The sequence below is a fragment of the Aquimarina gracilis genome, assembly GCF_035285365.1.
Classification (GTDB): Bacteria; Bacteroidota; Bacteroidia; order Flavobacteriales; family Flavobacteriaceae; genus Aquimarina; species Aquimarina gracilis.
Genome location: NZ_JAYKLX010000004.1, coordinates 463058 through 484311 on the forward strand (window position 1 = coordinate 463058; position 21254 = coordinate 484311).

Annotated in this window: 20 protein-coding genes and 1 riboswitch; of the genes, 6 read left to right on the forward strand and 14 right to left on the reverse strand. The window is 34.4% G+C overall.

What is annotated here, in order from left to right; translation table 11 throughout:
- Nucleotides 1-34: 34 nt before the first annotated feature.
- The 4 genes from U6A24_RS10400 to U6A24_RS10415 all read right to left on the reverse strand — a co-directional run bounded on the left by U6A24_RS10400 (nucleotide 35) and on the right by U6A24_RS10415 (nucleotide 4852).
- Nucleotides 35-676: a spermidine synthase gene (locus U6A24_RS10400; RefSeq protein ID WP_324179904.1), complete on the reverse strand. Its 642-nt coding sequence runs from the start codon at nucleotides 674-676 to the stop codon at nucleotides 35-37.
- 64 nt (nucleotides 677-740) lie between these two features.
- Nucleotides 741-1946, reverse strand: a complete 1206-nt coding sequence (locus tag U6A24_RS10405) for a succinylglutamate desuccinylase/aspartoacylase family protein (protein ID WP_324179905.1) — start codon at nucleotides 1944-1946, stop codon at nucleotides 741-743.
- Entirely contained in the window at nucleotides 1930-3807 is a 1878-nt protein-coding gene (locus tag U6A24_RS10410; RefSeq protein ID WP_324179906.1) for a CBS domain-containing protein, read from the reverse strand. The genes U6A24_RS10405 and U6A24_RS10410 overlap by 17 nt, the downstream gene beginning before the upstream one ends.
- A gap of 196 nt (nucleotides 3808-4003) precedes the next feature.
- Entirely contained in the window at nucleotides 4004-4852 is an 849-nt protein-coding gene (locus U6A24_RS10415) for an alpha/beta hydrolase family protein (protein WP_324179907.1), read from the reverse strand.
- Between the two features lie 175 nt (nucleotides 4853-5027).
- Between U6A24_RS10415 and U6A24_RS10420 the strand changes: the two genes are divergently transcribed.
- Nucleotides 5028-5960: a tetratricopeptide repeat protein gene (locus tag U6A24_RS10420; RefSeq protein ID WP_324179908.1), complete on the forward strand. Its 933-nt coding sequence runs from the start codon at nucleotides 5028-5030 to the stop codon at nucleotides 5958-5960.
- Between the two features lie 125 nt (nucleotides 5961-6085).
- Here U6A24_RS10420 and dnaN read toward each other — a convergent pair whose 3' ends face one another.
- The 8 genes from dnaN to U6A24_RS10460 form a co-directional block, all read right to left on the reverse strand.
- On the reverse strand, nucleotides 6086-7204 hold the full coding sequence (gene dnaN / locus U6A24_RS10425) for a DNA polymerase III subunit beta (RefSeq protein ID WP_324179909.1): 1119 nt from the start codon (nucleotides 7202-7204) through the stop codon (nucleotides 6086-6088).
- Between the two features lie 151 nt (nucleotides 7205-7355).
- A complete protein-coding gene (locus U6A24_RS10430; RefSeq protein WP_324179910.1) occupies nucleotides 7356-7934 on the reverse strand; it encodes a DUF1572 domain-containing protein in 579 nt (192 codons plus the stop codon).
- Between the two features lie 74 nt (nucleotides 7935-8008).
- Entirely contained in the window at nucleotides 8009-9040 is a 1032-nt protein-coding gene (locus tag U6A24_RS10435) for a FecCD family ABC transporter permease (protein ID WP_324179911.1), read from the reverse strand.
- Nucleotides 9041-10180 carry an ABC transporter substrate-binding protein gene (locus U6A24_RS10440; protein ID WP_324179912.1) on the reverse strand — a complete coding sequence of 380 codons (1140 nt, stop codon included), beginning with the start codon at nucleotides 10178-10180 and terminating at the stop codon, nucleotides 9041-9043.
- A 30-nt stretch (nucleotides 10181-10210) separates the two neighbouring features.
- Nucleotides 10211-10777 (reverse strand): alpha-ribazole phosphatase, encoded by a 567-nt coding sequence (cobC, locus tag U6A24_RS10445; protein WP_324179913.1) that lies wholly within the window; start codon nucleotides 10775-10777, stop codon nucleotides 10211-10213.
- Nucleotides 10759-11523, reverse strand: coding sequence for an adenosylcobinamide-GDP ribazoletransferase (locus tag U6A24_RS10450; RefSeq protein ID WP_324179914.1), 765 nt, complete (start codon nucleotides 11521-11523; stop codon nucleotides 10759-10761). The genes cobC and U6A24_RS10450 overlap by 19 nt, the downstream gene beginning before the upstream one ends.
- The gene (cobT, locus tag U6A24_RS10455; protein WP_324179915.1) at nucleotides 11520-12560 is read right to left on the reverse strand and encodes a nicotinate-nucleotide--dimethylbenzimidazole phosphoribosyltransferase; all 1041 of its coding nucleotides are present in this window, start codon (nucleotides 12558-12560) and stop codon (nucleotides 11520-11522) included. Before cobT ends, U6A24_RS10450 begins: the two co-directional genes overlap by 4 nt.
- A gap of 11 nt (nucleotides 12561-12571) precedes the next feature.
- Nucleotides 12572-13078: a bifunctional adenosylcobinamide kinase/adenosylcobinamide-phosphate guanylyltransferase gene (locus tag U6A24_RS10460; RefSeq protein ID WP_324179916.1), complete on the reverse strand. Its 507-nt coding sequence runs from the start codon at nucleotides 13076-13078 to the stop codon at nucleotides 12572-12574.
- 86 nt (nucleotides 13079-13164) lie between these two features.
- Nucleotides 13165-13485: riboswitch (cobalamin riboswitch) on the forward strand.
- Between the two features lie 31 nt (nucleotides 13486-13516).
- On the opposite strand from U6A24_RS10460, the gene U6A24_RS10465 reads away from it, so the two are divergent.
- Both U6A24_RS10465 and U6A24_RS10470 read left to right on the forward strand, forming a co-directional pair.
- Nucleotides 13517-15379: a TonB-dependent receptor plug domain-containing protein gene (locus tag U6A24_RS10465; RefSeq protein ID WP_324179917.1), complete on the forward strand. Its 1863-nt coding sequence runs from the start codon at nucleotides 13517-13519 to the stop codon at nucleotides 15377-15379.
- A gap of 3 nt (nucleotides 15380-15382) precedes the next feature.
- Nucleotides 15383-16459 carry a YncE family protein gene (locus U6A24_RS10470; RefSeq protein ID WP_324179918.1) on the forward strand — a complete coding sequence of 359 codons (1077 nt, stop codon included), beginning with the start codon at nucleotides 15383-15385 and terminating at the stop codon, nucleotides 16457-16459.
- Nucleotides 16460-16539: 80 nt separating this feature from the next.
- On the opposite strand, the gene U6A24_RS10475 is transcribed toward U6A24_RS10470, so the two are convergent.
- On the reverse strand, nucleotides 16540-18066 hold the full coding sequence (locus U6A24_RS10475) for a S41 family peptidase (RefSeq protein ID WP_324179919.1): 1527 nt from the start codon (nucleotides 18064-18066) through the stop codon (nucleotides 16540-16542).
- Between the two features lie 95 nt (nucleotides 18067-18161).
- Entirely contained in the window at nucleotides 18162-19562 is a 1401-nt protein-coding gene (locus U6A24_RS10480) for a S41 family peptidase (protein ID WP_324179920.1), read from the reverse strand.
- A 151-nt stretch (nucleotides 19563-19713) separates the two neighbouring features.
- Here U6A24_RS10480 and U6A24_RS10485 point away from each other — a divergent pair, with 151 nt between their 5' ends.
- Genes U6A24_RS10485 through U6A24_RS10495 form a run of 3 tightly spaced genes read left to right on the forward strand, consistent with a single transcriptional unit; the run spans nucleotide 19714 to nucleotide 21227 of the window.
- Entirely contained in the window at nucleotides 19714-20223 is a 510-nt protein-coding gene (locus U6A24_RS10485) for an RNA polymerase sigma factor (protein ID WP_324179921.1), read from the forward strand.
- Nucleotides 20210-20641: a hypothetical protein gene (locus U6A24_RS10490; RefSeq protein ID WP_324179922.1), complete on the forward strand. Its 432-nt coding sequence runs from the start codon at nucleotides 20210-20212 to the stop codon at nucleotides 20639-20641. The genes U6A24_RS10485 and U6A24_RS10490 overlap by 14 nt, the downstream gene beginning before the upstream one ends.
- 46 nt (nucleotides 20642-20687) lie before the next feature.
- Nucleotides 20688-21227 (forward strand): DUF4252 domain-containing protein, encoded by a 540-nt coding sequence (locus U6A24_RS10495; RefSeq protein WP_324179923.1) that lies wholly within the window; start codon nucleotides 20688-20690, stop codon nucleotides 21225-21227.
- The last annotated feature ends 27 nt before the right edge of the window (nucleotides 21228-21254 follow it).

The following is a 21254-nucleotide window of genomic DNA, read 5'->3' on the forward strand; positions in this document are numbered from 1 at the left end:
TCAAAATTACATAATTTACCGGGTTTGCAAAGGTTTAAATTTTATTCCCAACTAACAAGGTATTTACTCTTTGTACATGATCATATTGGTCAAATTGCATAGTTGTGCCAACCGAAGATTTGATATGATTAATTTTGTCATGATTTTTTAAATTAATACCAGCATTAAATACCATGGATCCACCAGATTTAATAATAGAACTCGTTTTTTTCCAAAACGCTATGCTATAAAATTGCTCGGGGACCTCATCATCAATAAAAATATCTACGATTACAATTTCAAACTCTTTGTCGCAATTATTTATGAATGAAAAAGCATCATCGCAAATGATCTCCAGATTCGGAATAGAAGAAATGCCAAATTCATTTTTTGCAATATCAATTATTACCTGATCAATCTCGACGGCTGTAATTTTCCCTTTGTGATTAAAAGTATTTCTTAGGGATTTTATGATACTTCCTCCTCCCAGGCCAAGCACCAAAATTTCACTTGTTTCATTAATCTGCAGCTTGGATAATCCATAGCAAAGTAATCTTTGCAATGTACCATAGGAATAGTTTGCATTTTGACTGTCCAATACTTTTTTTCCATTCATCAATGTTAGCTCAAGAGTACCGTTGATGGCAGACTGAACTTCCTTGGTGAATGGCCATAAATAACTTAGCAATCTTTTCATCTTGATGAAACCCTTTTCATGTTTTGAAAGATATGAGTTTTACAACACTATTCTCATATAGATTTCATTTATTTATCCATCTCGAGGTTTTGTATTCTTTTGTTTTAGATACGAGCTCTCTATTTTTTAGTTTAAGATGAGTGCTGTCAATCTCTCTACTTCGATATCCTAATAGATGAAAGAATTGTTTGGTAAAAAAGGGGGCCACTTTTAGATTTACCGTGAGTGTGTTTTTTTGATCGGCACTCCATCGCACCCCTGGCAACATGGGGAGTACATAATCAAAACGGATTTTTCGTAAAATAGCAGACAGTTTCAGGAATACTTTTCTAGTTCGTTTTATGGCAAAGAAACCATCATCTCCCAAACTTTGGTAGAGCGGCATAAAAATCTTCCCGTTTTTTTTGGATCGTATTATCTTTCCATTGCTTTGCGCCAATTCTTGTCCCTTTCTTATTTTCTGAAAATTAATGAATCCAGATTTCATCTTAAAAGTATCTCCATTGCTAATTTCATGACGCCAATAGATCTCATAAAAATGCTTGAACTCCTTTGAGTTATTAGACAACATTTGATAATAGTATTGATAGTCAATATGCTTTTTTTCTATAGAACCTGCAAAAACCAGACTAAGATAGATAAAGGCTATATGATTGGTTATGGATATAGGATCGTCATGTTGCCCCGCTTCAAAACCAAAAGCTACATATCCCAATTCATTGATATAGCTTAGTAAAGGACCTTCTAGATATTCTTCGATTCCCAAAATGATAGGAAGAGGATACTGTTTTGTGAATTTTCGGTTTAACAAACTATCATTTACGGTTAAAAAAGGAACAGTTTCACTAGAAGTTGTATGTAGATCCATGAAATAAAATGGTCCACTTTCAGTTTTTAATATTTTATGTATTAGTTTACAGATTTCTATTTGTTGAGAAACGTCTTCATTTGTAACCTTATGTTTTTCCTTTAATATGTCTTTAATGGTTTCAGCTTTCCATAATCGATTAAGGTCTTGTTTATGATATCGTTGGTTATTCTTCAAAGCCCAAAGATTTCCGCTTAGCGCATAAATACTTCCGCAAATAGGGATTTCCTGTTCCTGTAGTTTCTCCATAACCTTTTGTAGAGCAAATACGCCAGAAGGCTCATTGCCATGTATTCCTCCAATAAAAATAAGTGTTGGTCCTGGTTTAGAACCCTTTATGTGCTTTATTATTCGTTTTACATCGATGGATTGATCCAATGCCTTACTATAGATTTTTACCATTGTCAAAAGCAATTACATCTTTGATAGTGATGATTCCTACGAGTTCTTCTTTTTGTATCACGGGTAGACATCCTATTTCATTTTGTTTCATAATTTGTACAGCTTCATGAATAGAAGTTCTTGGGGAAACGGTAATTACATCTTTCACCATAATGTCTGAAACTATGATTTCATCATCATATTCTCTTTCATTCTGGGCCTTTTGAACATGTGTCCAGGTTAATAATCCACATAAAGTACCTGGTTTACTTTCGACCGGAACATGGTGTATGTTTTTCCATTTCATAATGTTGGTGGCCAGATTAGCCAAGTCGTATTCATCGACTGTAAAAAGTTGGGTTGACATAATATGATCTACTATAGAAGCATTTTGGTGTGTTGTAGGTGTTTTTTTTAGCATTTTCCATTGATGAGCAGGAGAACCGTTTTGTTGATTGTTATAAATGGTTTTGGTAAGCATTCTTAATGCATCATCTTCTTTTAAGTTTTTTCGTAGAAATCGATAGTTCTTAATATTCCACTTTGAAGGTGTAATTCCTTTGGCTCGACTTTCAATGATTTTTAATAATCGTTCCCTATCTTCTTTATTCACATTGGCTTTTTCTAATCCATTATACGCTATAGGAAGAAGTTCTTTTATTATTAAATCTCGCACAGATATTGAGTTTCCCATCCATTCTAAAATAGCATCTTGTCCCGTGCGTGCAGCTTTAATAAAATTGGCTTTTACATCCCTAAAATCCATGCAATTGGGCATATTGTTAAATTTTGATGGGCGACCTATCATTACTCCGGCCCATAGTGCAAAATTGGCTACTTCATCTATTATCGTTGGCCCAGCAGGGATATAACGATTTTCTATCCTAACGTGAGGTTTGCCGGCTCCTACACCATAGCAAGGTCTGTTCCAACGATATACAGTACCATTGTGTAGATTAAGTGCCTTTAGTTTAGGTATTTTTCCTTCCTCCAGTTCAGAAAGTGAGTTTGTAACAATATCTCTGGATAGCACTACTTTATGTTGTGCAATGTCGTTTTTGAATATGTCGGTAATGTTACCATAAGCCCAATGATTGCTAAAATTCACTCTGGCTTGTCTATCTTTTAAAACATGTGAAGTTCCCCGTATATCCATACTTTGTCTAAATAATGCGATTCGGGTCTCATTCCATAATTCTCTTCCAAACAATAGAGGGGAGTTGGTACATATTCCTAATATGGGGCCCGATATGGTTTGTGCCCAATTATAGCTTGGGACAAAATCAAGAGGAGGTATTTGCAAATGCATTTGAAAACTGGTATTACAAGCTTCAAAAAGCACTGATTCGTGATGAATGTTTAACTCATCTACACCACGAATGTGAAGTTCGAAATCCTCACCTCTTTGCGATCTTAGGATCTCATTAAGAGCCCAATACCTTGGGTTAGGGGTCATGTATTCCAACTCCAGGTGATGTTTTCTTATTGTTGGTAATATCCCTGTAAGTAAAACTTTGGTATCGGAAGTGCCTCCAACGACCTTTACCTTGTTTAATAATCGCTTTAACTCAGTCTCTAATTTAGAAAAACAATTGCCTTTAAGTTCAATGGGATCGAGGTTAATTTCAAGGTTGTATTTTGCCAGCTCTGTAGTAAAATGATTATCATTAAGAGTTTTTAAGATTTCTAAGGCATTATTGGCAGGTCTCCATTTACTATTAACCAGACAGAATTCTTGTTCGGCACCAATACGTATGATATCATCTTCGATTAAATGTCGCTCTTGCATAATTTCGAGTGCTTTGATATCATCAAGCAAATGTCTTAAGAATTCTGCTCTATTTTTTTGATCAATACTACTATGTACATTATGTTCTCCCATAATTTTAGGTGTTATAATAGTGCAAGAATACTTGTGGCTAGGTAAAGTTTTGATTATAACTTATAAAGCCATATTATGCACTATGGCCTAAAACTATATATTCAAAACACGAAAAAATATGCTATTTGTCATAGTTATTCAATTTTTTATAGTTTTTAATCGGCCAGAGAATTAAATAGGCAAGAATTTAATGGTATTAGATATTGTCAAACCAAGTTAGTGTTTGTTGCCATAAGGGATCTTTAAATTTTCGGCTAAAAAAACCGAAATGGCCAATTTTTTTAGCTTGAACTGTAGCGAGTTTAACGATTTGTATTTCTTTGTTTGATGTTGAAAACAAATCATGTATTCTTCTAATTGCTTTTTCTGTACCAATAGGATCATCTTCTATACCCAAAGTCAATAACTTGGCGTCGTAACGGTCATAGTAAAATGCTATTCCCCTGGACTCCATTTGAGTTTTCATATCGGTTAGTTTTCGACGTTGATGCCATTGGTCTATAACCCCCTTTGGTATGTCTTCTAGCATCCCCAGCTTTTTACCAGGAAAGTAACCATATAATTTAGTAATGAGAGGAAAAAAAATGTGCCAAAGAAAATATATTTTGTTTTTTTCCTTTTTTGACCAATCTTTATAATATGCGGTTTGTGCGCCAATATTAATAATCCCACATATATCTTTATTTCTCTCTGTCATTCCTATAATTGTACCTCCAATGCTATGTCCCAGAGTTAGGATTTTAAAATTTGGGAATTTACTTTTTGCAAAATCGATCACACCCGAAAAGTCTTTTTTGCCCCAATCTGTAAATGAAGCTTCAAAGCCTCTAAGTTTTTTTGGACGGGATGCCGCGATACCGCGGTAATCATAGGTAATGACCTGATACCCATTTTTGGACATAAACAATGCATAATGATGGTATAATTTTTTATCTACAGCAGTTGCAGAATTAAGAATGAGCACTTTGTGCTTATTGTTGTTGCCAGATGAAGTGTATAACGTTCCCGAAAGCATATAGCCATCGGTAGCCCGAATAGAGATCATTTTTATTTTCGGATTAAAATTAGGTTTATGGGTTTACCCATATATTAGTTCACAATTGTATTATTCTTTTCTATACCTTTAAAGCAAGGTATATTGTAAATGTATATAAAAGATCAAAGATTTTTTTCATTTTCAATACCCTTAACATGTTTTCTAGTTTTTATTTTATTGAGTTATGTATTCTAAATTACTTATAATCGTCTTTGTATGTTTTGCAGTTACCTGTGTCTCCTGCAAAAATCAAAAGACCTTAGAAAAAAAAAGTGAGTCCAAAACATTTACTACACCATTGGGTAAGAAAATAGTGATAGTACAAGCTTCTCAAAAGGCGATAAATCAATATGAAGAAGCGCGACAAGATTTTGAATCAGACCCAGATAATATAGAACATATTATTTGGTACGGAAGAAGAACCGCATATCTGGGAAAATATGTAGAAGCCATACAAATTTATACCGATGGAATTAAAAAAAAGCCAAATGACGCCAGATTATATAGGCATAGGGGACATCGTTATATCTCGATACGAGAATTTGATAAAGCAATAACCGATCTAGAATATGCTACAACTCTAATAAAAAATAGAGAAGATAAAATTGAACCCGATGGTATGCCAAATGCCCAGAATATTCCAATTAGTACACTTCACGGAAATATTTGGTATCATCTTGGGCTTGCCTATTATTTGAAAGGAGAAATGGAAAAAGCTTACAATGCTTATCTAAACTGTAGAAATCTTAAATCAAATGATGATAATATGGTATCCAGTACGCATTGGTTGTATATGATTTTAAGACGGATGGAGAAAGAACAGGAAGCAAAAAAAGTTTTAGAACCTATTACTGATACCATGAACATCATTGAAAATACGAGCTATTATAACCTGTGTAAGTTTTATAAAGGTTTACTACCCATAGATTCTTTACAAAATGTAGAAGGTGCAGCTCAAAATGATGCTGTTAGGTATGGATTAGCGAATTGGTATTTTTATAATGAAAAGAAAAAAGAAGCAAAGAGAATAATGAACGAGATCCTTGAAAGAAAATCATGGAACTCTTTTGGGTATATAGCTGCAGAAAGTGATTATCTAAGATATTTTGAAGAGTAAAAGGGAAGTATTTAATTAGAGTTTTGAATTAGTTATAAGGAAACCGTTTAATACCCTTTAAAATAGAAACAAAAAAATCCAATCGCCCCAAGACGATTGGATTTTTTGGAATATATGTTTTAGGATTAATTATTTAACATCACCGGCATTACAAGCATAGTAACATGTTCACCTTCATCTAACCCATCAACCGGGGTAAGAATTCCTGCTCTGTTTGGTAATGACATTTCTAGTTGTACATCGTCTGCGTTAAGGTTATTTAGCATTTCGCTTAGGAAACGAGAGTTAAATCCGATTTGCATATCATCTCCTTGATAATCACAAGTAAGCCGTTCTTCAGCTTTATTAGAATAGTCGATATCTTCTGCAGAGATATTTAATTCGGCACCTGCTATCTTTAAGCGTATTTGATGTGTAGTTTTATTAGAGAAAATAGAAACCCTACGTACCGAATTTAAAAACTGTGTACGTGCAATAGTCAATTTATTAGGATTCTCTTTAGGGATCACAGCTTCATAATTTGGATATTTTCCATCGATTAATCTACAGATCAATTGCGTTTCGTCAAAAGTGAATTTGGCGTTAGAATCATTATACTCGATCAATACTTCACTATCACTTCCTGCAAGAATACCTTTAAGAAGATTAAGAGGTTTTTTTGGCATAATGAACTCTGCCGATTGTGAAGCTTGAATGTCTTCTCTGGTATATTTTACTAATTTATGAGCATCGGTAGCTACAAAAGTTAACCCTTCAGTAGAGAACTGAAAGAACACTCCGCTCATTACTGGTCGCAAATCATCGTTACCAGTAGCAAAAATTGTTTTGCTTACGGCTGTAGCCAATATATCTCCCAATAAGGTGGTAGCACTCGGGTCTTCTAACTCTACGGCTTTTGGAAATTCCTCTCCATCAGCATAAGCCAATGCATATTTACCGTGATTGGAGCTAATCTCTACCGTATTGTTATCTGCAGCAACAAAAGTTAAAGGTTGCTCAGGAAAAGTTTTAAGCGTTTCTAATAATAATTTTGCAGGTACCGCAATAGTTCCCTGATCAGAAGATTCTACTTCTAATTTTGCAGACATTGTGGTTTCAAGATCTGAAGCAGAAACGGTTAGAGCGTTGTTATCTAATTCGAATAAAAAATTATCTAAAATAGGCAGTGTATTGCTGTTGCTTATTACACCACCTAATACTTGTAGTTGTTTTAATAAATATGAACTTGATACTATAAATTTCATATGTGTGTGTGACTAGTTATATTCAGTTTTACGCAAATATAATTGTAATCTATAAGGATTTCGGTATTCAAAAAACCATAGTTATTAACAAACCAACAGGAGTTATTGACTATCGTAAATAAAAACAGGATCAAAGATTTCAGATTCGAGTTTAAGAATCGGGAGTGTCATCGATTAGTTTATCGGTATAGTGTGCCTTATGTTTAGGGGAAGAAAAGCGTTCTTTGTTGTATGCTATTGATTGACCTTTAGGAATTGATAAGCTTTTCCAATTTGAACCAGCAATCATTTTCCCTAAAAACACAATTTGTCCAATATGATAAGAATAATGAGCTAATTGTCTATTGATTGCTTCAACAATACTATGTTCAATGTTTCTGATATATATAGGCTGCATAAAATTACTTTCATTTATACTTTCTAAAGCTTTGAAAAGACATTGCCAGCCATCATTCCATTTTGACAATAGTTCTTGCTTTGTGGTAATGTCATCTTCAAATTCTGCATCGCGTTCTCTCCATTCTTTTTCTCCGTCTGATGTTAAAAAATCTGTCCACCTGGATTTCATGTTACCCCATAGGTGCTTTATAATGATTGCGATGCTATTACTGTCATCATTATATTGCCAAAATAACTTTTCTTCTGGAAGTTGCGCTATGGTTTTTTCTCCCAAAGATTTATAATATTTGAATTGTTTTATTATTCCTTCTAGATAATCTGTTGCATTCATAGGTATAGGTTTTCCTTTAAATATACCTCTTTTTTAACAGGTTTTACTTAATAAAAACTTAATGAAGCGGATGCTTAGAATAGCATTTTACGTTTGCGTACTAATAACCATATAACCATTGGGGCACCAATTAATGAGGTTATGGCATTTATGGGTAGTATATAAGCACTTGAGGGAAGTTGCGCAATACTGTCGCATACCAACATGATAATACTACCAATTAAAACTACGGCTGGTATTAAGGTTTTATGATCTGATGTATGAAACAATTGTCTTGTTAGGTGGGGAACAGCTAAACCAATAAAAGCGATTGGTCCTGCGAAGGCAGTTATGCTTCCTGCCAATAATCCAGTTGCCATTATAATTAAAAAACGACTTGTTTTGATATTAAGTCCAAGGCTACGAGCATAGTTTTCTCCCAAAAGTAGTGTATTGAGAGATTTGATAGAAGCTACTGATAGGAGTACACCCAAAATACAAACACCAAAAAAGATTAAAACATCATTCCAGGAAAGGTTACCCAGGCTTCCAAACCCCCAAAAGATATATTGTTGTAACTGGTCTGCGGGAGCAAAGTAAGAAAGTACGCTTACTATAGCTGCAGTAATACTGCCAAACATTAATCCAATAATTAGAATTGCCATCGTATCCCGTACTCTTATGGATACCAGCATAACAGCAAACAAAACAATTATACTACCAAGGCTTGCCGCAATCACTAATCCCCATTTTGAAATTAGAAAACCTGAAAACGCAACCCCGGCAAAAGTACTACCAAGTATAAGCAACGCAACTCCCAGGCTAGCTCCAGAACTGATCCCTAAAACAAAAGGCCCCGCCAAAGGATTTCTAAATAAGGTTTGCATTAATAATCCCGAGATACCTAATCCACTACCAACAATTATGGCGGTTATCGCTTTTGGCAACCTGTAATTCACAATGATATGTCTCCAGGAATCCTTTTCTACTGCGCCACCAACCAAACTACTTATGGTATCTAACCAAGGAATGTAAACCGAACCCAGACTTATATTTGCAATAAAGCAAATAATCAAAAGGACAGTTATACCTATAAATACCTTTTTGTATGATTTATTTGGGGTCAATTAATTAAGCTTTTCAAAAAAATAAGGTTCGTAATCGGTTAAAAGGTTAGGGTGTGCTATTTGGATAATATCTTTTAGAACGAGGTCGGGACGCATTGGCCCTAGCTCATAATAGATTAATCCGCCCTTGGTACCCATTTTTAACGTTGAAGAATATACGGCTTTATTTTTAAATGCTTCAAATAAGGCATATTGATGATTTTTCTCTTTAAGCTCTGATAATGATCGCGAATTCCCAGAACCAATCCATAAATCTGCCTTTTGAGCTTTTTCCAAAACACTTTCAAAACTTAAAGCGATACTTCCAGTTTTTTTGGTTTCTTCCCAAAGGTATTTTGTATTGGCATCTTTCAAAAATTTGGCTACATAACTGTTACCACCTGGTACGTGCCATACATCTTTAAACATATTACCCGATAATACAGTTGGGGTATCTTTTACACTTTGGGTAAGTGTTATAGCTTCATTATAATCCTTTTTAATATTCTGAAAAACTTCTTCGGCCAAACTCTCTTTACCGAAAAAAGCAGCTATAAACTTTATCCACTCGGCTCTCCCCAACGGATGCTCCTCCATCCAGGATCCGTTAATTACAACAGGGATTCCAGTTTTTTGAATCAAGTCATATGATTTTGTGTCTCCGCTAGCAGAAAATCCAACAACCAATTCGGGATCAAGTTCAAGTACTATTTCGGTATTAAGATTATATTCTTTTCCTAGTTCTTTTATAGAGCCGTTGTCAATTAATGTCCGGGTTTTCTCTGAAGAGATATAATCAGTATACGGAAATCCAACCAGTTTTTGTTCAAGGTTCAGGTATTCCAACATAGGAATATCGGTAGTCGAAGTGACCACAACGCGCTCGATAGGAACTTCTATAAACGTAACTTTATTTGATTTAAATGGTTTTTCTGTTCCTTTGGGATGTAGAATATAGATTAGCTCTTCATTTGCATCTGGCCATGGCGTAGTAACTTTAATCTCTTTGTAGGTGCCACGATTTTCAATAGTAAGTCCCTTTGCATACTCAATATTCTGTGGGGCCAAATACATTACCGTAAGTTGCTCAGATTGTTTGTTTTCTTTTTTACAGGAATAGAATAAAAAAAGAATAGATGCTATAATAAAACTCCTATACATAATCACATTTGTTTGTGTAAAAATAGTAATTCAGGATAAGTTTAATCCCGTTGTTATTGTAAATTGATCTTTTGTCGTTTTTATAGTTATTACGTGGCCATATTCGAGTTTAATGGTAAACGAATTTTTAAGATCAATATTTTGAATATGTGAAACGATTGATCGTATTATACCGGCATGAGAAACGATTATATTTTTCTCATTTGACGCATGATCTAAAGAAAAAAAGAATTCTAAAGCTCGTTTTTGTAACATGATATAAGATTCACCATTTGGAACCTGAACATTTACAAAATCATTCATCCAGGGATCTAATACTTTACTATGAATCTCATCCCATGGGCGTAATTCCCAATCACCAAAGTTTAACTCTTTAAGACGGTCATCAAAAGTGATTTTTTCTGAAAATGTCTTTGCCAATAACTTACATCGTTGCAGAGGGCTAGAATATACTTTGGATACTTCTTGCAACGGGATTTGCTGATGTATTTCTTTTACTTCTGAAGGGAAAGTACTTGTAACACCCAGATCACTTTGCCCATAGCAAATGCCTTTTTCAATATTCGGGGTAGTATGTCTTACCAAATATATTTCCATAGAGCAATAATTGTAAGATAAAACACCACTTCACTTAGTTGTTGTACTGCCCCAGCACAATCACCAGTTTGTCCGCCAATCCATTTCCTGAATTTATGACCTAGGTATATTTTTGAGAGGTACATGGGAATTAAGGTAAGGAATATCCATGGGTTCTTAAACAACAACAATGGAATGATTCCAAAAAACGCACTTATAACAAGCATTGCAAAGTTCATGCTTTTTGCCGCAGGTTTTGCTTTACTATCTTCGGTATCTCTTACATACGGGTGCGTAAAAATTAATGTAGTAGCTATAAATCGACTAAGACTATGTCCCGAAATGATAACAAAAGGGATAACATACGTCTCTACCTCTCTCAATGCAATAAATTTTACCGCCAGAATTGACACCAGACCAATAGTGCCATACGTGCCCAATCTTGAGTCTTTCATGATTAAAAGAATCTTTTCTTTGGTCCACCCTCCTCCAAAACCATCGCAAACATCGGCAAAACCGTCTTCATGAAAAGCACCAGTTGTATATATTGTGACTATCATAGATAGGAGTATTGAAATTTCAATCGAAAAAAGAAAAGAAGCACCATAAAAAACAAGTGCACCAATCGATCCCACAATGATACCAACTAGCGGAAAGTACTTGGAACTTAATCTCAAATAGCCAGGATCATGATTTACCCATTTTGGACAAGGAATTCGGGTAAAAAACATAAGCGCGGTAAAGAAGATATGAATTTCTTTTCTCATGTTGTAGTATTAGATACACCAGCACTTTCAAAACTAGCCATATTATTCAAAAAGTTAACTGCAGAAACAATAATTGGATAGGCCACTGCAACCCCTGTTCCTTCTCCTAAGCGCATTCCCAAGTTTATAAGAGGTTCCTTTTTAAAGAAATCGAGCATTTTTTTATGCCCCTGTTCGCCAGAAGTATGTGCAAAAATACAATATTCGAGTACCTCGGGATATTTTTCATGGGCGGCCAATAATGCTGATGTAACTATAAATCCATCAATTATAATAGTCATCTTTAATTCTGCAGCTTTTAGAATTGCGCCTGTGATCATTGCAATTTCAAAACCACCAAAATAGGCAAGTGTATTAACTTGTTTGGCCGATTTGTATTTTTTGTAAACTTCGGTTAGCACTTTCTGCTTTTGCTTAATAGCTTCAGAATTTAATCCTGTTCCGGCTCCCACACATTCAGAAATTTCGATTCCCGTATAATGAGACATTAATAAAGATGCCGATGAAGTATTTCCAATTCCCATTTCACCGAAACCAATTATGTTACAACCATTATTATAAGTTTTGGCAACTATTTCTGCTCCTTTATGAATAGCGGCATCACATTCTTGTGCTGTCATTGCCGGTTGATCCTGATAATTTTTTGTTCCAAAAGCTATTTTTGCATTTATCAACCCTGGGATTGCGTCAAACTTATGATTCACTCCCGCATCGATAACTTTTAAATCGATATTATTTTGTTGACAAAATACGTTTATTGCTGCGCCTCCTTGTATGAAGTTGTAAATCATTTGTGCCGTAACTTCTTGAGGATAGGGATTCACTTCACCCTTTTTGGCAATTCCGTGATCTCCTGCGAAGACCAATATCGTTGGGTTTTTAAGTTTAGGGCTTTCAGAATTTTGAATTGCACCTATTTGCATAGCAATTTCTTCGAGGGTTCCAAGTGCTCCTAAAGGTTTGGTCTTTGTGTTGATTTTATACTGAAGTATATCTTTAACTTTTCTATTTGAAAGAGATTCTATATCAAATTTCATGTTTCTCTTTTTTAACTTTTAATTTCTATTGCAATACCAGATACCATGAATATGGCTTTATCTGCGTGTTTTGCAATATGTTGATTCATCCAGCCTTGCAATTCTGTAAATTTACGACCAACCTTTGTACTTGCATGAACACCCATCCCAATCTCATTTGAAATGATTATGATAGTTGCCTTTTTCTGAAGAAGTCTATTAAATTCTTCTTTTGCCAGAGCCAATGATTCATCGACATTGTTTTTGGTATCCACAAAATAATTGGTAAGCCAAAGGGTAACACAATCTATAACTACAACACTATGGTCTTTAATAACTTTGGAGAGTTGTTTTTCTTCTTCAATAGAAGTCCATCGTTGATCACGATCTGCGATATGACGATCCACTCGTTTACGATGGTCATCATCCCAAATGCGTGATGTTGCAAGGTAAAAGGGAGCATCAGATAACTCTAATGCCAAATTTTGTGCGTAGCTACTTTTGCCTGATCGTTCGCCCCCGGTAATGTAATATAACATCAGAAAAATGTGTTTTTAACGATGGCAAAGGTAACTTAATACATTATTTATTCGTTAAAGTAATATCAAATTCATTAAATTATAATACATTCGCGCTGAATTTTGGTTCTGAAACACATTGTATGGTGTTGAAGATTAAAAGGGAATCAGGTGAAATAAATTACGAATAACGAGTTACGAAATACGATTTGTTACTTTCTGAATCGTGAATCTAAAATCTAAAATTGTAAATAAATATTCCTGAGCTGTTCCCGCAACTGTAAGCTTTGTCCGTCTATTAATGATAAAAACATTATTAATTTATCGGGTGCTTGTTATAAATTCTTCAAAAACCACTGCTTCGAAAGATGCGGGAAGGTATATAACAAGACGCAAGCCAGGAGACCTGCCTTAATTCTTTAATAAATCAATAATCTTCGGGTAAAAGATTAATGGATTATGAAGAAAAAAACGCATTACATATTACTTTTTATTGCTTTTTCGGCAGTATCCGTTTTCGCTCAGAATGACTCTATAACACAATTAGAAGAAGTCATTGTTAGTGATATTAAACTCAAGAAGTTTTCTGAGGGTTATAAGGTGCAAACTCTTTCAGATTCTGTGATCAAGCGTAATGACATTTCTCTAACCTCTCTTTTGAGGTATAACTCTACTATCTTTTTCAGAGAAAACGGAATAGGAGGGATTTCTTCTGCCTCATTTAGAGGTACAAGTGCTTCACAAACAGCAGTTATCTGGAATGGGATCAATATTAACTCCCAGCTTAACGGTCAAACCGATTTTAATACGGTAAGTGTAAATAATTATGATAATATCGATGTACGCAGCGGAGGAGGAAGCGTACAATACGGAAGTGGAGCCATAGGAGGGAGCATACACTTAAATAACGAATTCAGGTTTTCGAATCATTTTACAAATACACTTAGAACTTCTTACGGAAGTTTCAATACTACCAAAGTAAATTATAAATCCAAATACGGAACAAAAAAGATATATGCCGATGTGGGGATTGATGCCATAAATTCTGATAATGATTACAAGTACCTGGGAACTGAATTTAGGAATCAGAACGGAGGTTTTAAAAACTTAAATCTTAATGCTAGTTTTGGAGTGTTTTTGTCGGATAACAACGTATTAAAAGCATATCATAATACATTTTTGAGTGACCGAAATTTTTCGGGAATCCTTTCGGGAACCGCAATTTCTCCATCAAATGATGCTTATGAGGATATTAATTCTAGAAGTTTAATTACCTGGAAACATTTTAATGATTCTTATATCTCAAAGTTAAGCGTTGCTCATTTACATGAAATGTATCGTTTCTTTGATGATAAGGATAGTGAGGAATATGATTTCGGTAAATCGAATAACCTGTACACCAAATATGAATTCTTGTACCACCTTAATGACGATATACAACTTAATGCCATAGCTGATTACTCTTTTATTCAGGGGGAAGGTACAAATTTTGGAAATTCTGAAGACCGGAATATTTTCTCTGGAGTTTTACTATTTAAACATAAACTGAGTGAAAAACTTAATTATGGGGTGAATCTTCGACAAGAAATTACAGGAGACTATGATAGTCCATTATTATTTGCATTAGATGCAAAATATAAGTTTTCAAAATTTTATGCTATAAAATTTAATGGTTCACGCAATTACCGCATACCAACATATAATGATCTCTATTGGGTTGGTCCAGGAGGGTTGGGTAATCCTGATCTTAAACCAGAAACGTCCCTTCAGGCAGAAATAGGGCATGAGATAAGTTATAAAAGTATTGCTTTATCAATTAATGGATATTACATCAACGCACAAGATTTAATTCGATGGATTCCTGTTTCTGGAACCGTTTGGTCACCGGTAAATATTGATGAGGTTGAAAGTTACGGAGCTGAAATAGGCGTAACATACCAAAAGAAGTGGCATAACCATGAAGTACTCTGGCAAAGCAACTACGCTTACACAGTTTCTGAAGATAAGGAACTGGGCAAACAATTGATATATGTTCCTTTTCATAAACTTACATCTTCTATTTCTTATAGTTATAATAGGTTTTCTATGTTTTATCAATTGCTTTATAATGATGCGGTTTTTATTACTACAGATAATACCAGAGAAATAGATGGATATGATGTATCCAATTTGGGATTAGGATTTACCTATTTTAAAAAAGACAATAAGGAGTTTACGGTTGATTTTCGTGTTAACAATATCTATAACAGAAATTATCAAAATGTCGGTTTTAGACCGATGCCAAATAGAAATTATCAAATTCAATTAATATTTAAACTTTAAACAATGAAACTCAATACATTATTTTTATCAATCTTTACCTTAGGTATATTGCTAGTAAGCTGTAGTAGTGATGATGATGGGATGGAACTACCAAAAGGAGATTTCGATAACGGTATTTTAATTTCGCATGAAGGGACTTTTGGCGGAGTAACAGGATCCGTTTCTTTTATTCCTAATGATTTCAGTACTATTCAGAATGATATATATAATGCAACCAACGGTGAAGATCTTGGTGTATTTCAGCAATCTATCGGTTTTAATGGAGATCTTGCTTTTATTGTTGTAGACAATGCAAATACGATTACTGTGGTGAATAGATATACTTTCGAAAAAGTAAGTACGATTACAACTGGATTAAGTACACCTAGGTATATTACTTTTTTCAATAATAAAGGATATGTAACCAATTGGGGAGATACGGCTTCTTCTACCGACGATTTTATTGCTGTTGTTAACCTAACAGATTACACGGTAGAGAGTACTACTATACCCGTTTCTGAAGGACCTGAACAAATATTGGAAAGAAATGGGAACCTCTATGTGTCCCATAAAGGAGGTTTTGGTTTTAATAATGTTGTAACGGTTATAAATACCAGCAATAACCAAACACAAGAACTGATAGTAGGTGATAAGCCAGATGAATTAGCTTTCGATACAGCAGGGGATTTATGGGTTTTATGTGAAGGAAGAACTACTTTTGATGCCGATTTCAATATCATAGATCAAACTCCGGGGACGTTGGTGAAAATTAATACAACTACCAATGTCGTGGATACTACTATCAATTTTGAAGGAACAAATCAGCCAAGTTTGATGACATATAGTAACGGAACAATTTATTTTTATCTTAACTCAGCGGTTTATAGCATGAGTGAGACGAGTACCACTTTACCTACCGCATCTATAATTTCAGGAGATTTTGATTTTTATGGCATGCAGGTCAATGAAAATAAGCTATATGCAGTAGATGCCGGGGATTTTGCAAGTAGTGGTATTATGAAAGTTTTTGATCTCTCAAACAATCAAGAAACCAATTCGATGACAGTAGGGATTGTTCCTGCTAAGATTTATTTTAATTAAGAGAATAAGTTTTTTTAGAATACAAAAACTCCCAAGTGTATGAAGCTTGGGAGTTTTTATTTATTAAAATACTTGTTATTCTATTTCTTCGCTTCCTCAAGAGTTCTTTTTAGTAAAGGAACCTTGATGTTGTCAATATACATTTTTTGATAATTAGGAAGTAAAGCCGTAGACTCCCAATTGATTAAATCTACATCAGCACTACTGCTTTTTGAACTTGCCGTAGCTGTAGTTTGACCATCAATATAATCTAAAGCTGCCTTTAAGAATGTTTCTGTTGGCTTTCCTAAAGTACCTAGGTTTTGAAGATCCTCTTGTACCGATACCTCTGGAGTTAATCCATCAACATAATCTGAAACATTATCTCTGTTTGCAGATTTGAATACTAAAGGTTGGATAGCATATGTATGATCAGGGCTAGCATTATCTCTTGAAAAACCTTCGCCATCATAAAGAGTAACAGATGCCTGAAATTTACCCGTGGTTGTTCCACCAATTTGAATAACGTCTATATAAGGATCCAAACCATTTATGATTAGTTCACTTGCCGATGCTGTTCTACTTGTAGTAAGTACAAATAATCTAGGAAGATTTAATGAGTTTATAGGCGCATCTGTGTAAATTTTATTTCTAAATCTATTGATTAATGCTTCCTCACCATCTGGTCCTGAAGAAAATTGCGCTTGTAATTCATCATTCCAAATCTCTTTCAAGAAAATCTCACCATTAAATTGCCCAGTGATCATACTTGCCAAATCAATTGCAGAACGCACTAATCCTCCACCATTATATCTTAAGTCCAAAATAAGGTCCTCGATACCATCTGTCTTAAATTTCCCGAATGCATCGTTAAGCTGTTCGTCAAAATCTCCAACAAAACTATTATACATTAGATACCCTATCTTTTTACCGTTGTGATCCAATGTTTTTGCAATAAAAATGGGGTTCTCTGTATATTCTACCTGTGTTAAGGTAACTTCTTGTCCTGTAGCAGTAACATTTACTCCATCAAAATCTACAAGATTAATAGTATAAGAATCAGGACTAAACATTGCATTAAAATCACTACTTCTTGTCATTTTTACACCATCGACAGAATTAAAAAACATACCTCTTTCTAATCCTTTTGTTGCTGCATCTGTACTTGGTAATACATAACGTACAAATCCTAATACATTATTAGAAGAGCTTGATACTGCAAATAAAGAAAAGCTCATTCCATTACTTTTAGATACTCCGCTAAAAGATTGTTCAAGTGCAACATAATCATCTACGATAAAACTAAATCTATCTTGAGATGATGTAAGTGCATCAAATAAACTTTCTGGAGAACCAAACTTACTTAAATACTCGAATAATTCTTGATCATCACTAAATCTATCATTTGCAAGACTTGAAATGTCTGATTTGTATAAATATGCAGCATTCATACCACTCCAAATAAAGGTGTCAATGCCTTGATCTGGGTTGTCTATTTCAATAGGATCTGTGGTTCCATCGCCATTGGTTCCAGAATCTGTTTCTGGAGTGTCATCTTCGCTAGAACAAGCAATAATAAATAAAAATGAAAATAATAGTATTCCTAACCTTACTGTTTCCTTTTTCATGGGGATTGTTAAAATTTGTTAATTTTTTCGCTAAAATACGTTTTTTTTTGAAAAACTAACAAAAGTTAGTCCAAGGGATTGTTTATGATACTATTTCATTCTTTTATTTCGACATACATTTTCTCATAGTTCGGGGAAAACATTTTACTATTTCCAATGTTTTCTAACCCCTTTACATTGTAGTTTTTAGCTTGTCGAGTGCCAGAAATATGATCAATTGCGGCTTTTAATAAAGGCTCCTCTTCATTACCAAGTTCTCCAAGGTTAGAAAAATCTTCTTCTATAAGGACATCTGGAGCAAAACCGTCAAAGTAATCTGTAAAACCAACAGAATTAATAGATTTAAGTACTAATGGTTGCATAGCATATGTATGACCTGGATCTGCGCCCTGTCTGCCATAATTTTCAGAATCATATACGGTTATCGATGCTTGAAACTTTCCTCGAGTAGTATCTCCAACTTTAATAGTTTGTATATATGGATCCAACCCGTTAATTACTAATTCACTGGCAGAAGCAGAACTACGAGTTGTAAGAATGTATACCCTCGATAAATTAAGACTATTAATAGCTTCCCCTGTTCGTATTTGGCTATCAAAGCGATTAATACTTCCAAATTGATCTTGTAAATCGGCATTCCACTCTTCGGTAGTAAATACTTCATTGTCAAATTGCCCCGTGATCATGCTAGCCAGATCAATTGCAGAAGTAACAGACCCACCTCCGTTGTATCTCAAATCTAAAATCAAATCTGTAACCTTTGGAGCGGTAAATTGGGCAAATGCCGCATTAAGTTGTGCGTCAAAATCTGCTGTAAAACTATTATACACGATGTAGCCCACAGGATTACCACCAACATCTATAGTTTTAGTCATAAAAACGGGGTTTTCTGTATACTGCACTTTGGTAAGAGAAACCTCGGTGTTGGTTGGGGTAACGTTAGTGCCATCAAAGGTTGCTAAACCAATAGTATAAGAGTCTGCCGCTAGTAATTCTCTAAAATTTTGATCGGTAATCTGTGTACCGTCGACGGTACTAAATACGTATCCTCTTTTAATACCCTTTGCTTCTGCATCTGTATTAGGCAAAACATAACGCACATATCCAAATACATTCGAAGGATTATTAGGGTAGCGAACCAAACCGTATTCCATGCCATTATTCATCGTTACTCCATCAAAAGCTTGTTCTAGAGCGATATAGTCATCAACTAAGAAGCTGAATTCGTCAATATTAGATTGTAAATCGCCAAAAATCTGTTCGGGAGAAGTAAACCCTCTTAAATAATCTGTATATTCTTGATCCGATGAAAAACGATTGTTTGCAAGATCAGGTACATCGGCTTTATATAGATAAAAAACATTCATTCCTTTCCAAATGAAATCATTAATGTCCAGTGTGCTTGCAACTTGTGGCACATCATCATTATCATCAAAGCACCCTGTAAAAAGGCTTCCAAGTACCATAAATGGTAAAAAAAGCTTCAAGAATCTCATAAAATCTTTTTATAAGTTAAGCGTTAAATGTAATTACTTTATTATAATTCTAAAAAAAGAATGTAACAAATTATAAGTATAGTCGTCTCCCTTGTATAAAGCTAACAAACAAACATGTTATAGATAGTTTTATAAACCAATCAATCAAAAAATGAAAGAAAGAGCATTTATCACGCTTACGAATGGATTTAAGGACAAGCTGTTTAGATTGGCAAAGCGTTTGCTTATAAGTAATGAAGAGGCAGAAGATGCTACTCAGGAAGTATTGCTAAAGTTATGGAAAAATAAAAGCAAAATGGCCGAGTATAAAAATGTAGAGGCATTTGCAATGACGATGACCAAAAATTACTGTTATGATAAGTTGAAAGCCAAGGAAACAGGAAATCTAAAGATCGTACATAGTAATTATAAAGATGAGCGTCCGTCATTACAAAGACAAGTAGAAGCAAAGGATAGTCTGGATTGGGTAGGGAAAATTATGAACAGCTTACCAGAACAACAACGAATGATCATCCAGCTTAGAGATATAGAACAATATGATAATGCAGAAATAGCAGAAATGCTTGGGCTTAATGAAACAGCAGTAAGAGTTGCACTATCAAGAGGAAGAAAAAAAATTAGAGAAGAATTATTAAAAAAACATAATTATGGAGTTGTCTAACATTGAAAAGTTACTTGAAAAGTATTTCGAAGGCGAAACGACCATTTCTGAAGAAAAAAAATTAAAGGTTTATTTTACCAGAGAAACTGTGCCGTCACATCTCGAGAGATACAAAGATTTATTTCAGTACTTTTCTGAAGAGAGCAACATAACAGCTACAAAGGATCTTACTATAGCACCAAGAAAAACCTTTAGATACGCTTGGGTGGGTATAGCAGCATCTGTGGCATTGATTGCAGGAATATTTCTTACGAGAACCAGCCCTGTAGAGCCAGTTGATACTTTTGATGATCCAGAATTAGCTTTACAGGAAACCAAGAAGGTCCTCAATATGGTTTCGCAATATATGAACGAGGGCAAGCAAGGATTAGTGTACTTGCACGAATTTGAAAACACTAAAAACAAGTTTATAAAGTAAAAATTAATTAACGCTCTAGTATAGCGAGATTTAAAATTATGTAATTATGAAAAAGTTAGCAATTGTATTGATAATGGCAGTTTTACCATACGTGTCTAATGCACAAAGCTATTTTGATAAATATGAAAACATGAATGATGTAACCTCTATGGTTATAACAAACAAAATGTTTAAACTATTAAGCAAAATAGATCTTGAAAGTACAGACGCCGAGACACAAGAATATTTAAACCTGGTAGAAAACATTAATAATATTAAAGTATTTGTTACCGAAAATAAAGAAGTTGCTCAAAAAATGAGTGGGGATGTGAACCAATATTTAAAAGGTTCGTCTCTAGATGAGTTAATGCGAATTAAAACCGATGATGGTGAGAATATCAAGTTTTATGTGAAACCTGGTAAAGATGATGATCATGTAAGAGAGTTATTCATGTATCTGGTTGGTAACGAATCCAAAGAAGGAAAACCTGAAACGGTTATACTTACAATAACAGGAAATATAGATTTGAAGCAGGTCTCAAAATTGGCCAATGATCTTAATATCCCTGGAGGTAAAGAACTTAAAAACGTAGAGAAAAGAAACTAGTACGTTTTAGTATATTATAAAATAACC

Coding starts and splice junctions, on each gene's coding strand:
- U6A24_RS10400 (WP_324179904.1), bottom strand. CDS start 676: ATGAAAAGATTGCTAAGTTATTTATGGCCATTCACCAAGGAAGTTCAG.
- U6A24_RS10405 (WP_324179905.1), bottom strand. CDS start 1,946: ATGGTAAAAATCTATAGTAAGGCATTGGATCAATCCATCGATGTAAAA.
- U6A24_RS10410 (WP_324179906.1), bottom strand. CDS start 3,807: ATGGGAGAACATAATGTACATAGTAGTATTGATCAAAAAAATAGAGCA.
- U6A24_RS10415 (WP_324179907.1), bottom strand. CDS start 4,852: ATGATCTCTATTCGGGCTACCGATGGCTATATGCTTTCGGGAACGTTA.
- U6A24_RS10420 (WP_324179908.1), top strand. CDS start 5,028: ATGTATTCTAAATTACTTATAATCGTCTTTGTATGTTTTGCAGTTACC.
- dnaN (WP_324179909.1), bottom strand. CDS start 7,204: ATGAAATTTATAGTATCAAGTTCATATTTATTAAAACAACTACAAGTA.
- U6A24_RS10430 (WP_324179910.1), bottom strand. CDS start 7,934: ATGAATGCAACAGATTATCTAGAAGGAATAATAAAACAATTCAAATAT.
- U6A24_RS10440 (WP_324179912.1), bottom strand. CDS start 10,180: ATGTATAGGAGTTTTATTATAGCATCTATTCTTTTTTTATTCTATTCC.
- cobC (WP_324179913.1), bottom strand. CDS start 10,777: ATGGAAATATATTTGGTAAGACATACTACCCCGAATATTGAAAAAGGC.
- U6A24_RS10450 (WP_324179914.1), bottom strand. CDS start 11,523: ATGAGAAAAGAAATTCATATCTTCTTTACCGCGCTTATGTTTTTTACC.
- cobT (WP_324179915.1), bottom strand. CDS start 12,560: ATGAAATTTGATATAGAATCTCTTTCAAATAGAAAAGTTAAAGATATA.
- U6A24_RS10460 (WP_324179916.1), bottom strand. CDS start 13,078: ATGTTATATTACATTACCGGGGGCGAACGATCAGGCAAAAGTAGCTAC.
- U6A24_RS10465 (WP_324179917.1), top strand. CDS start 13,517: ATGAAGAAAAAAACGCATTACATATTACTTTTTATTGCTTTTTCGGCA.
- U6A24_RS10470 (WP_324179918.1), top strand. CDS start 15,383: ATGAAACTCAATACATTATTTTTATCAATCTTTACCTTAGGTATATTG.
- U6A24_RS10475 (WP_324179919.1), bottom strand. CDS start 18,066: ATGAAAAAGGAAACAGTAAGGTTAGGAATACTATTATTTTCATTTTTA.
- U6A24_RS10480 (WP_324179920.1), bottom strand. CDS start 19,562: ATGAGATTCTTGAAGCTTTTTTTACCATTTATGGTACTTGGAAGCCTT.
- U6A24_RS10485 (WP_324179921.1), top strand. CDS start 19,714: ATGAAAGAAAGAGCATTTATCACGCTTACGAATGGATTTAAGGACAAG.
- U6A24_RS10490 (WP_324179922.1), top strand. CDS start 20,210: ATGGAGTTGTCTAACATTGAAAAGTTACTTGAAAAGTATTTCGAAGGC.
- U6A24_RS10495 (WP_324179923.1), top strand. CDS start 20,688: ATGAAAAAGTTAGCAATTGTATTGATAATGGCAGTTTTACCATACGTG.